This window comes from Leclercia sp. UBA2479, assembly GCF_002341985.1.
Taxonomy (GTDB): Bacteria; Pseudomonadota; Gammaproteobacteria; order Enterobacterales; family Enterobacteriaceae; genus Enterobacter; species Enterobacter pneumoniae.
Genome location: NZ_DDPB01000009.1, coordinates 1,056,726 through 1,069,560 on the forward strand (window position 1 = coordinate 1,056,726; position 12,835 = coordinate 1,069,560).

Consider the following 12,835-nt stretch of genomic DNA (forward strand, 5'->3'; position numbering starts at 1 on the left):
TTATTTGTGCTACCGCCCTGAAACTATAACGACTATTAATTAATTGCCGTTGTGCTGAAAATTAGACAGCAAAAATGAACGGCAAATATAATTGTTTGTTTGATTGTGCTATTTTCTTTAATTATCGCTAATAATTTGTACAATACATTTCAGGGTGTACAAATTTTCGCCAAAGAAACGGGCGGGGTTTTCTGACGTAAAAAGTCAGCTCATCAGGTAGCGTGACGCTGGAAATTCGATTATTACCCTTTATACTGCCCTTTCCGCCTGCAGCGCAGCCATAACGGGTTAAACATAGCAATGAGTCAGTCTGAAACCACAGCCGCCAGTAAATTTTCACTGCTTCCGGGCAGCATTACCCGTTTCTTTCTTCTATTGATCGTTGTGCTGTTAGTCACTCTGGGCGTGATGGTGCAGAGTGCGGTAAATGCCTGGCTAAAGGATCGCAGTTATCAGGTTGTGGATATCACCCATGCCCTCCATAAACGCATAGATACCTGGCGCTATGCCACCTGGCAGATTTACGACAATATCGCTGCAACGCCTGGCAACTCTTCGGGAGAAGGCTTGCAGGAAACCCGCCTCAAACAAGACGTTTACTATCTTGAGAAGACGCGTCGGAAAACCGAAGCCCTGATTTTTGGCTCTCACGACAGCGCCACCCTTGAGATGACGCAGCGTATCTCTACCTATCTTGATACCTTGTGGGGCGCCGAAACTATTCCCTGGTCGATGTACTACCTGAACGGCCAGGATAACAGCATGATTTTAATCTCTACCCTGCCGCTGAAAGACCTCTCCTCCGGGTTTAAAGAGACCACGGTCGGCAATATCGTTGACTCGCGTCGGGCAGAGATGTTGCAGCAGGCCAATGCGCTGGATGAGCGTGAAAGTTTCTCTTCTCTGCGCCGGCTGGCATGGCAGAACGGGCATTACTTCACGCTACGCACCACCTTTAACCAACCGGGGCATCTGGCAACGGTAGTGGCGTTCGACCTGCCGATAAACGATTTGATCCCACCGGATATGCCGCTGGATAGTTTCCGCCTCGATCCGGATACTGCCTCGCAAAATCTGCGTTCATCACAAGACAAAGAAAGCCCGGACAGCGTAAGCATCTCTTTCAACGGCTCGAAGATCGAGATCGCCTCTTCCCTGAACAGTACCGGGATGCGACTGGTCTGGCAGGTGCCTTTTGGTACCCTGCTGCTCGATACACTGCAAAACATTCTATTGCCACTGTTGCTGAACATTGGCCTGTTGGCTCTGGCGCTGTTTGGTTACAGTACATTTCGTACGCAGTCCGGGCGTCAGAGCGATGTCCCGGTCAATACCGGAAGCAGCAATGAGCTTCGCGTCCTGCGCGCCCTGAATGAAGAAATAGTCTCGGTATTACCCCTTGGCCTGCTGGTGCATGATCAGGAAGCAAACCGCACTATTATCAGCAATAAGATCGCCGATCACCTGCTACCGCACCTCAATTTGCAAAATATCACCACGATGGCCGATCAGCATCAGGGTGTGATTCAGGCCACTATTAATAATGAGCTGTATGAAATTCGTCAGTTCCGCAGCCAGGTGGCTTCGCGTACCCAGATCTTTATTATCCGCGACCAGGATCGCGAAGTGCTGGTGAACAAAAAGCTCAAGCAGGCACAACGGCTGTATGAAAAGAATCAACAGGGCCGGGCGGCCTTTATGCAGAACATTGGTGAGGCGTTTAAACAGCCTCTGAAGACGTTGGCCGATGAGGCTGCACATCTCAACGGCGCGGACAGTCTGCAGCTTGCCAGACACGCCGATACGCTGGTAAGGCTAGTGGACGAAATTCAGCTGGCAAATATGCTGGAGAATGATAGCTGGAAGAGCAACGCAGAGTTGTTTTCTATTCAGGATCTGATTGATGAAGTCGTGCCGGAGGTACTGCCGGTTGTTAAGCGCAAGGGTCTGCAGCTTCTTATTAACAACCCGCTGCCGGCTAACGATAAACGTCACGGGGATCGCGAAGCGCTGCGCCGGATCTTGTTGCTGCTGATTCAGTATGCCGTCACCACCACCCAGATCGGTAAGATCACCCTTGAAGTGAGCAATGACGAATCGGCAGACGATCGCTTGACCTTCCGTATTCTGGATACCGGTGAAGGGGTCACGCTGAGCGAAATCGATAATCTCCACTTCCCGTTCCTGAACGAGACCCAGGGGGATAGTTACGGTAAAGCCAACCCCCTCACCTTCTGGCTCTGCGATCAGCTCGCCCGTAAACTTGGCGGTCATCTGAATATTAAAGCCCGCGAATCGCTGGGAACCCGTTACTCTCTGCACGTAAAAATGGCGGCGACGGCACAAGAAGCTGAAGATGATGAACGTCTGCTCGATGACGTGGTAGCCATGATTGACGTCACCTCTAATGAGATTCGTAATATCGTGGTTCGTCAGCTGGAAAACTGGGGTGCAAGTTGCATCACGCCTGACGAAAGGCTGGTAAGTCAAGAATATGATCTGTTTTTAACTGATAATCCGTCTAATCTTACTGCCTCCGGCTTGCTTTTAAGCGATGATGAGCCAGGCGTGCGAAATATCGGCCCCGGGCAGATGCGCGTCAACTTTAATATGAGCAATGCTATGCAGGAAGCTGTACTACAACTAATAGAAGAGCAGCTGGCCCAGGAAACGATCCCGGACTCCCCGCTTGGCGGTAATGAAAATGCCGAGCTTCAGGCCAGCGGTTATTATTCGCTCTTTGTAGACACAGTACCAGATGATGTTAAGAGGCTGTATACTGAATCCGCCGCGAGCGATTTTGCGGCGCTGGCTCAGACAGCACACCGACTAAAAGGGGTGTTTGCCATGCTTAATCTGGTTCCAGGCAAGCAATTATGTGAAACGCTGGAACATCTTATTCGTGAGAAAGATGCCGCCAGCATAGAAAAATACATCAGCGACATTGACGCCTACGTCAAAAGCTTGCTGTAGCAAGGTAGCCCTATACATGAACAATATGAACGTAATTATTGCCGATGACCATCCGATTGTACTGTTCGGTATTCGCAAATCACTTGAACAGATCGAGTGGGTGAATGTTGTTGGCGAATTTGAAGACTCCACAGCACTGATTAATAACCTCCCGAAACTTGATGCGCACGTGCTCATCACCGACCTTTCCATGCCTGGAGATAAGTACGGTGACGGCATTACGCTTATCAAATACATCAAGCGCCATTTCCCAAGCCTGTCGATTATTGTTCTGACCATGAACAATAACCCGGCGATCTTAAGCGCCGTGCTGGATCTCGACATTGAAGGGATTGTCCTGAAACAGGGTGCGCCAACCGATCTGCCGAAAGCGCTGGCCGCACTGCAGAAAGGGAAGAAGTTTACCCCGGAGAGCGTCTCTCGCCTGCTGGAGAAAATCAGCGCAGGTGGCTATGGTGACAAACGTCTGTCACCGAAAGAGAGCGAAGTTCTGCGTCTGTTCGCCGAAGGTTTCCTCGTTACCGAGATCGCCAAAAAGCTGAACCGCAGTATCAAGACCATCAGTAGCCAGAAGAAATCAGCGATGATGAAACTGGGCGTGGAAAATGATATCGCACTGCTTAACTACCTCTCTTCCGTGACCCTGAGCCCGGCGGATAAAGATTAACCCCGTAAAAAAACCGGGCTACGCTTACGCGTGCCCGGCTTCTCAATAACGCCTGCGGGCGTTTTTTTATACCCGCGCTTTTCTCACCCGATCCGCATAGACCGCCAGCGTCTGTTTTAATACATCCAGCGTGACCGGCTTGGAGAGACAGCTATCCATCCCCGACTCCAGACAGCGCTGCTTCTCTTCCGCCAGCGCGTTGGCCGTTACGCCTACGACCGGGAGCGTGAGGCCAAGCTGACGGATCCGCTGCGTGAGGCGATAACCGTCCATATTCGGCATGTTGACATCACTCAGCACGATATCAATGTGGTTTTTGCTCAGGACATTAAGGGCATCCACGCCGTCGTTCGCGGTTTTACATTGATAGCCCAGCGAGCCAAGCTGATCGGCCAGCAGACGGCGGTTGATAGGATGATCGTCCACCACCAGAATCATCATATCGTCATTCATCTGCGCCGTTTCCGGTGACGGCAGCGCCGCCGTACCGTCGCTGGTCTCAAGCTCTACGCGCCAAATACGCGCCAGCAGCGCAATCAGCTCATGAGGAGAGGCCACGCTGTTTACCCACACGCCGTGCGCACGCTCAAGCGGAATACCAATATGACGACGGCAGAAGAGTACTGACGCCTTGCCCTGCCACGGCTGTGCCAGTTCATCATCGGTGAGCAGCACATCTTCCGCATCCGGCGTCTGCCCCTGATAGCGCGCCACGCGGATACCGCTGCGGGTCAGCAGGGATTCAAGATAGCTGTGCAGCGAGGCGTTATTAACCGCCAGCCAGCAGCGTTTATCACTTAACCCTTTCACCACCACGCTGGACGGCGACTGGGCAGCATAGAGAGGAATACGAATAGTAAACTGGCTGCCCATGCCTGGTTCGGTATCTACCGAGATATCCCCGTCCATCATGCTGATCAGTTTTTCACAGATTGCCAGCCCCAGCCCGGTGCCCTGGAAGTTACGTTGCACCCCGGTCCCCACCTGGAAGAACGGGTCGAAAAGCTTCACCACCTCTTTGGCCGGGATCCCTACCCCGGTGTCGCGCACGCGGATACTTAGATAATCACCGGCCCGGGTGACATGCAGGACGATGCAGCCGATATCGGTGAATTTAATGGCGTTACTTAACAGGTTAGAGATGACCTGCTGCAGGCGCATCGGGTCGCCCTGCAGGGTAACCGGCACATCAGGTTCGATAAAGCAGTACAGCCCCAGCTGTTTGCGCACCACCAGAGGCAGGTAGTTAGCGCTGATATGGTTCATGACCTCACGGGGAGAGAACTCGCGCGGCTCAATCTTCAGCTGTTCCGACTCGATTTTAGAGAAGTCGAGAATGTCGCTGATGATTTTTAGCAGCAGGCTGGAGGAGTTGTTCATCGCCGTCACCAGACGGTCTACGCCCCGCGGCAGCTCTTTGGTTTGCAGCAGATCCAGGTTGCCGATGATGCCGTATAGCGGGGTACGCAACTCATGGCTAACGGTGGCAAGGAACATCGATTTCGACTGGCTCGCCTGCTCTGCCGACTGGGCCATGTCCTGTAACGACTCTTCCATTTTGACGCGGGCTGAGACGTCGACCAGCACGCAGATCGCCACGTTTTCATTACGGTAGCGCGAGTGGACAAAGCTAATCTGCAGATTGGTGTTATTGCTGGTGAGCACGTCCACAAAGTTCACCTGCTGTCCGCAGATAATCTGCGTCAGCCGCTGCCGGTCTTCGTGGGTGAGCATGTTCAGATAGTTATGCGCCAGCTCGTTACTCAGAATGTTAGTGCCATCGACCGTACGCAGAATGCAGATCCCCACCGGCGCCGAAGCGACGATCTTGCGGTTGAACTGCTCGTGCTCTTCAAGACGCTGGGCGTCGGCTTCTGCCGGAATAAAGATTTTACGTTCGTACATCCGCGCGAGAGTAAAGAGCGCAATCCCCACCAGCACGTTCAGTAGCACCGAGTTCAGGATTAACATGCGGATCCGCTCAAGCACCATATCCACCGGCACCGAATAGACGATGCTCAGCGAGGACGGCGGTAAGCTTTTCTTCAGCACCAGGTCACGGAAACCGGAGGTATAGCCAAACCAGGAACGCTCCTGCATCCAGCGCGGATCGATCTTGATGCGATTTTCCGGTCCGGTCAGGGAAATAAGGGGATGACCGTTTTCGTCCAGAATGGTCACCCCAATTGGTAAGGTACCCGGGGTAAAGAAGTTCTCCATCCGGATAGTCTGTTCAATACCCAGCAGCGCCTGCAGGCGGTTCGCCAGATACACCGGGGTCAGGGAATAGAAGTACCCTATCCCCGGACGCGGCCCCTGGCTAATCCAGAAGATGTTGTTGCCTCGCTCATCCTGCGGCGCATTGCGGTATTTGACGATGCGCTCATGCAGGCTCTTCAGCGCATCATCGCGCTCGACCGGTACGTCACGCAGTCCAAAATCGGCCATACAGAGATTGTCACTGCCAATTAAGAAGACACGATTAAGATCGTAGGCGGCGGAGAAGTTATCGCGCCAGTAGCGCATAAACCAGGCCAGCGACTCCAGCGAACCGCGCCATGCACTGCCCATCGTAGAACAGTCGGAATCCGGGAAAAGCGGTTCGAAATCGGGCACTTCGGCTTTGCTATCACGCCCACGGCTGGCCATGATGCCGTTTTCTGCCGTCAGGCGGTTTTCCGCGATGTATTTCAGCTCTTTCATCACGTCTGAGGTGCGCTGAATATAACGCTGAGCCTGATCGGAGCTAAGATTGAACTCCTGACGAATCTCCGACTCCTTCTGATGCAGCGCGTTCACGATGTAAAACACCGAGAAGAGCGCGATCAATAGCCAGAGTAGCAGTGCCAGCGCCCGAAACAGATAGCGGGAGACTTTTAGCGTAGTTCGAAAGGAGACGAGGTATTTCAAGGGGGCGAGGCTCCGCCATCGGGGTAAAAAAGAATGTGGTTAAGGTAGCGGTAAACGCGCCGGGTCGCAATGTTCACTTGTCTGCTTGTGCAAAAGAAAAGGGCCGGAAACCGGCCCTTTTGCAACAGGGAGACATTACTCGTCAGCGTCGTCCGCTGCATCGTCGTCTACGTCTGCTTCCGGCGCGATTTCATCATCGCCTTCCGCTACGGTACCGTCGATAGAATCAAGCTCTTCATCATCTACCGGTTCGGCAACACGCTGCAGACCCACTACGTTCTCGTCTTCCGCAGTACGGATGAGGATCACGCCCTGCGTATTACGGCCGACTATGCTGATCTCGGAAACGCGTGTACGCACCAGCGTACCGGCATCGGTGATCATCATAATCTGGTCAGCATCATCTACCTGTACCGCGCCAACAACGGAACCGTTGCGCTCGGTCACTTTGATAGAGATAACGCCCTGGGTGCCGCGAGACTTGGTTGGATACTCGCTTTCCGCCGTACGTTTACCATAGCCGTTCTGGGTAACGGTCAGGATTGCTCCTTCGCCACGTGGAACGATCAGGGAGACCACGGCATCTTCGCCCGCCAGTTTGATACCGCGAACGCCGGTCGCCGTACGACCCATTGCGCGCACCGCGTTCTCTTTGAAGCGCACCACTTTACCGGCGGCAGAGAACAGCATCACTTCATCAGAACCGGAGGTCAGATCCACGCCAATCAGTTCGTCGCCTTCGTTCAGGTTCACCGCAATAATACCGGCAGAACGCGGACGGCTGAATTCGGTCAGCGCGGTTTTCTTCACGGTACCGCTGGCGGTCGCCATAAAGACGTTCACGCCCTCTTCGTACTCACGCACCGGCAGGATAGCGGTAATACGCTCGTTCGCTTCCAGCGGCAGCAGGTTGACGATTGGACGACCACGCGCGCCACGGCTCGCTTCCGGCAGCTGATAGACTTTCATCCAGTAGAGACGACCGCGGCTTGAGAAGCAGAGGATCGTGTCATGGGTGTTCGCCACCAGCAGGCGGTCGATAAAGTCTTCTTCTTTAATACGTGCGGCAGATTTGCCTTTACCGCCACGACGCTGAGCTTCGTAGTCGGTGAGCGGCTGATACTTCACATAGCCCTGGTGAGACAGGGTGACCACCACATCTTCGCGGTTGATCAGATCTTCGATGTTGATATCAGAGCTGTTAGCGGTGATTTCAGTACGACGCGCATCGCCAAACTGATCGCGGACCAGCTCCAGCTCTTCGCGGATCACTTCCATCAGACGCTCGGCGCTGCCCAGGATGTGCAGCAGCTCAGCAATCTGTCCCAGCAGCTCTTTGTACTCGTCGAGCAGTTTTTCATGCTCAAGGCCGGTCAGTTTCTGCAGACGCAGATCCAGAATCGCCTGGGCCTGCTGTTCAGTCAGATAGTACTGACCATCGCGCACGCCGAATTCAGGATCCAGCCACTCAGGACGTGCAGCGTCATCACCCGCACGTTCGAGCATGGCAGAGACGTTACCAAGCGCCCATGGCTGAGAGACTAACGCCGCTTTCGCTTCCGCAGGGGTTGGCGCACGACGAATCAATTCAATAATCGGTTCGATGTTTGCCAGGGCCACGGCCAGCGCTTCAAGGATGTGCGCACGGTCGCGCGCTTTGCGCAGTTCGAAAATAGTACGACGCGTTACCACTTCACGGCGGTGACGCACGAACGCGCTCAGAATCTCTTTCAGGTTCATGATCTTCGGCTGGCCATGGTGAAGCGCAACCATGTTAATACCGAAGGAGACCTGCAGCTGAGTCTGGGAGTAGAGGTTGTTAAGAACCACTTCACCCACTGCGTCGCGTTTGATCTCAATCACGATGCGCATCCCGTCTTTATCGGACTCGTCACGCAGCGCGCTGATACCTTCAACACGTTTCTCTTTTACCAGCTCGGCGATTTTTTCAATCAGACGCGCTTTGTTCACCTGATACGGGATCTCGTGAACAATGATGGTTTCACGGCCGGTTTTGGCGTCCGCTTCCACTTCCGCACGGGCACGGATATAAATCTTGCCGCGACCGGTGCGATACGCCTCTTCAATACCACGACGACCATTGATGATCGCCGCTGTCGGGAAATCCGGGCCCGGGATGTGTTCCATCAGCCCTTCAATGCTGATCTCTTCATCGTCGATATAGGCCAGGCAGCCGTTGATGACTTCGGTAATATTGTGTGGCGGAATGTTGGTTGCCATACCTACGGCGATACCCGACGACCCGTTAACGAGCAGGTTCGGGATCTTGGTAGGCATGACATCTGGGATTCGCTCGGTACCATCGTAGTTATCGACGAAATCAACGGTCTCTTTTTCCAGGTCGGCCATCAGCTCATGGGCGATTTTCGACATACGGATTTCCGTATAACGCATCGCCGCTGCGGAGTCGCCGTCAACAGAACCAAAGTTACCCTGACCATCTACCAGCATGTAACGCAAGGAGAATGGCTGCGCCATACGGACGATGGTGTCATATACGGCGGTATCACCATGGGGGTGGTATTTACCGATTACGTCACCAACGACACGGGCAGATTTTTTGTAGGCTTTATTCCAGTCATTGCCCAATACGTTCATGGCGTATAGTACGCGACGGTGTACCGGTTTAAGTCCATCGCGGACATCCGGCAGCGCACGGCCAACAATGACCGACATCGCATAGTCCAGATAGGAGCTCTTCAGCTCTTCCTCGATGTTAACCGGTGTAATTTCTCTCGCAAGGTCGCTCATCTAACCGCTATCCCTCTACTGTATCCCGGATTCAAAGGTCGCAAATTATAACACAGCCGCGGTGTAAGAGGTAAACCAATACGGTTTATTCATCCCCTTCACCTGATATACTTCCGGGTCTGACCACAAAAGGAGTAAAAGCGCCCATGAATGCCGAAAAAACGTCGGTGGGTCACAACGTTGACCATGAAGAGATCGCCAAATTCGAAGCCGTCGCCTCGCGCTGGTGGGACCTTGAAGGCGAGTTTAAACCGCTGCATCGTATTAACCCGCTACGTCTGGGCTACATCGCCGAGCGCTCCGGTGGCCTGTTTGGCAAAAAGGTGCTTGATGTCGGCTGCGGCGGCGGAATTCTGGCAGAAAGCATGGCGCGCGAAGGCGCGAACGTTACCGGGCTGGATATGGGCTTCGAGCCACTGCAGGTAGCACGGCTGCATGCGCTGGAATCGGGTGTACAGGTTGAGTATGTTCAAGAGACCGTGGAAGAGCACGCCGCTAAGTATGCCCATCAGTATGACGTAGTGACCTGCATGGAGATGCTCGAGCACGTTCCTGATCCGCAGTCGGTGGTGAGCGCCTGTGCAAAACTGGTTAAGCCCGGCGGTCAGGTCTTCTTCTCTACCATCAACCGTAACGGCAAGGCCTGGCTGATGGCGGTGGTCGGGGCTGAATATGTCCTGCGCATGGTGCCGAAAGGGACCCACGACGTGAAGAAATTTATTAAGCCTGCCGAGTTACTGAGCTGGGTTGACCAGACGGGGCTTAAAGAGCAGCACATGACCGGTCTCCACTACAATCCTGTTCTGGATAAATTCAAGCTTGGGCCGGGCGTTGATGTTAATTATATGTTGCATACAACGGCAAAAAAAGACTAACGACATCACGAATTCTTATAAACAATGCGCAACCCTGTGTTGCGCAATTTTGCCCGTCGTTGAAGAAATCAGCACTTGATCAAAATTTGGATTTTTTTTCTAGATTATTGACACGGGGTCCAGGCCTTATAGCACGAGGACTTACGCTTTTTTACCCTTTCACAACCTCAAATTAACGTCAAAATCAACCCTTGTACTGAAATGATTCGATACTAGAATACTCACCATATAGCGTTTCTCTTATCGCAAACCCCCTATATGTAGTATTTATCCACAGAGTTAGTCACAAGGCGAATCTGTGGATAAGCGGGGGATATTTTTTTATTTCACGGACAGGTAAAAACCCACATGAATCAGAGTCTGCTGGTGACAAAGCGCGACGGTGCAACCGAGCGTATCAATCTGGACAAAATCCATCGTGTTCTCGACTGGGCAGCAGAAGGACTGAATAACGTATCAATCTCCCAGGTCGAACTGCGATCGCACATCCAGTTCTACGATGGCATTAAAACCTCTGATATCCACGAGACCATCATCAAAGCCGCGGCAGATTTGATCTCCCGCGAAGCGCCGGATTATCAGTACCTGGCGGCACGTCTGGCCATCTTCCATCTGCGCAAAAAAGCCTACGGTCAGTTTGAACCTCCAGCCCTGTACGATCACGTCGTGAAAATGGTCGAGCTGGGCAAGTACGACACGCATCTGCTGGAAGACTACACGGAAGAAGAGTTCAAGCAGATGGACGGGTTTATCGACCACTGGCGTGACATGAACTTCTCCTATGCTGCCGTTAAGCAGCTGGAAGGCAAATACCTGGTGCAGAACCGCGTGACCGGTGAGATCTACGAAAGCGCACAGTTCCTCTATATTCTGGTTGCCGCTTGCCTGTTCTCTAACTATCCGCGTGACACCCGTCTGGAATACGTGAAGCGTTTCTATGATGCGGTCTCCACCTTTAAAATTTCGCTGCCTACGCCAATCATGTCTGGCGTGCGTACCCCAACGCGTCAGTTCAGCTCTTGCGTACTGATCGAATGCGGCGATAGCCTGGATTCCATTAACGCCACCTCCAGCGCCATTGTGAAATATGTCTCCCAGCGTGCCGGCATTGGTATCAACGCGGGCCGTATTCGTGCGCTGGGTAGCCCTATTCGCGGCGGCGAAGCGTTCCACACCGGCTGTATTCCGTTCTATAAACATTTCCAGACCGCCGTGAAGTCCTGCTCTCAGGGCGGCGTGCGCGGCGGTGCGGCTACCCTCTTCTACCCAATGTGGCACCTGGAAGTGGAAAGCCTGCTGGTACTGAAAAATAACCGTGGCGTGGAAGGCAACCGCGTGCGTCACATGGACTACGGCGTACAGATCAACAAACTGATGTACACCCGTCTGCTGAAGGGCGAAGACATCACCCTGTTTAGCCCGTCCGACGTACCGGGCCTGTACGACGCTTTCTTTGCCGATCAGGACGAGTTTGAGCGTCTGTACACCAAATACGAAAAAGATGACAGCATTCGTAAGCAGCGCGTGAAAGCGGTCGATCTCTTCTCCCTGATGATGCAGGAACGTGCTTCGACTGGCCGTATCTACATTCAGAACGTTGACCACTGCAACACCCACAGCCCGTTCGATCCGGCGATTGCCCCGGTGCGTCAGTCTAACCTGTGCCTGGAAATCGCGCTGCCGACCAAACCGCTGGACGATGTGAACGACGAAAACGGCGAGATCGCGCTCTGTACGCTCTCCGCGTTTAACCTGGGCGCGATCAAGAGCCTGTCCGAGCTGGAAGAGCTGGCGGTACTGGCGGTTCGCGCGCTCGACGCCCTGCTGGATTACCAGGATTATCCAATCCCGGCGGCCAAACGCGGTGCAATGGGTCGTCGTACCCTGGGTATTGGTGTCATCAACTTCGCCTACTGGCTGGCGAAGAACGGTAAGCGTTACTCCGATGGCAGCGCCAACAACCTGACCCATGAGACGTTTGAAGCCATTCAGTACTACTTGCTGAAAGCCTCTAACGAACTGGCGAAAGAGCAAGGTGCTTGCCCGTGGTTCAATGAAACCACCTATGCAAAAGGCATTATGCCAATCGACACCTACAAGAAAGACCTGGATGTGATTGTCAGCGAGCCGCTGCACCTGGACTGGGACGCGCTTCGTGAGTCCATCAAGACCCACGGCCTGCGTAACTCTACGCTCTCTGCCCTGATGCCGTCCGAGACCTCTTCGCAGATCTCTAACGCCACTAACGGCATTGAGCCGCCGCGCGGCCACGTGAGCATTAAGGCGTCGAAAGATGGCATCCTGCGCCAGGTGGTGCCGGATTATGAACTGCTGAAAAACAACTACGAACTGCTGTGGGAAATGCCGAACAACGACGGCTACCTGCAACTGGTGGGTATCATGCAGAAGTTCATCGATCAGGCGATCTCGGCGAATACTAACTATGACCCGTCACGTTTCCCGTCCGGAAAAGTGCCGATGCAGCAGTTGCTGAAAGACCTGCTTACCGCTTACAAATTTGGCGTGAAAACCCTGTACTATCAAAACACCCGTGACGGTGCAGAAGATGCACAGGATGACCTGGCTCCTTCTATCCAGGATGATGGCTGCGAAAGCGGCGCATGTAAGATCTAATAAA

6 protein-coding genes are annotated in these 12,835 nt (G+C 53.4%); 4 read left to right on the top strand and 2 right to left on the bottom strand.

Translation table 11 applies throughout. The features are described 5' to 3' along the window. Window positions 1-300: 300 nt before the first annotated feature. The gene (gene rcsD, locus B3B59_RS14690; RefSeq protein WP_207292129.1) at window positions 301-2,973 is read left to right on the top strand and encodes a phosphotransferase RcsD; all 2,673 of its coding nucleotides are present in this window, start codon (window positions 301-303) and stop codon (window positions 2,971-2,973) included. Window positions 2,974-2,989: 16 nt separating this feature from the next. Further along, window positions 2,990-3,640, top strand: coding sequence for a response regulator transcription factor RcsB (gene rcsB, locus B3B59_RS14695; protein ID WP_001061917.1), 651 nt, complete (start codon window positions 2,990-2,992; stop codon window positions 3,638-3,640). A 66-nt stretch (window positions 3,641-3,706) separates the two neighbouring features. On the opposite strand, the gene rcsC is transcribed toward rcsB, so the two are convergent. Continuing rightward, on the bottom strand, window positions 3,707-6,550 hold the full coding sequence (gene rcsC, locus B3B59_RS14700; protein WP_286809427.1) for a two-component system sensor histidine kinase RcsC: 2,844 nt from the start codon (window positions 6,548-6,550) through the stop codon (window positions 3,707-3,709). Between the two features lie 135 nt (window positions 6,551-6,685). Beyond that, window positions 6,686-9,322: a DNA topoisomerase (ATP-hydrolyzing) subunit A gene (gene gyrA / locus B3B59_RS14705; protein ID WP_286809429.1), complete on the bottom strand. Its 2,637-nt coding sequence runs from the start codon at window positions 9,320-9,322 to the stop codon at window positions 6,686-6,688. 146 nt (window positions 9,323-9,468) lie between these two features. Here gyrA and ubiG point away from each other — a divergent pair, with 146 nt between their 5' ends. Then, entirely contained in the window at window positions 9,469-10,197 is a 729-nt protein-coding gene (gene ubiG, locus B3B59_RS14710; RefSeq protein WP_046884704.1) for a bifunctional 2-polyprenyl-6-hydroxyphenol methylase/3-demethylubiquinol 3-O-methyltransferase UbiG, read from the top strand. A 348-nt stretch (window positions 10,198-10,545) separates the two neighbouring features. Continuing rightward, complete coding sequence (gene nrdA / locus B3B59_RS14715) at window positions 10,546-12,831, top strand: class 1a ribonucleoside-diphosphate reductase subunit alpha (protein ID WP_286809430.1); 2,286 nt, start codon at window positions 10,546-10,548, stop codon at window positions 12,829-12,831. Window positions 12,832-12,835: the final 4 nt, after the last annotated feature.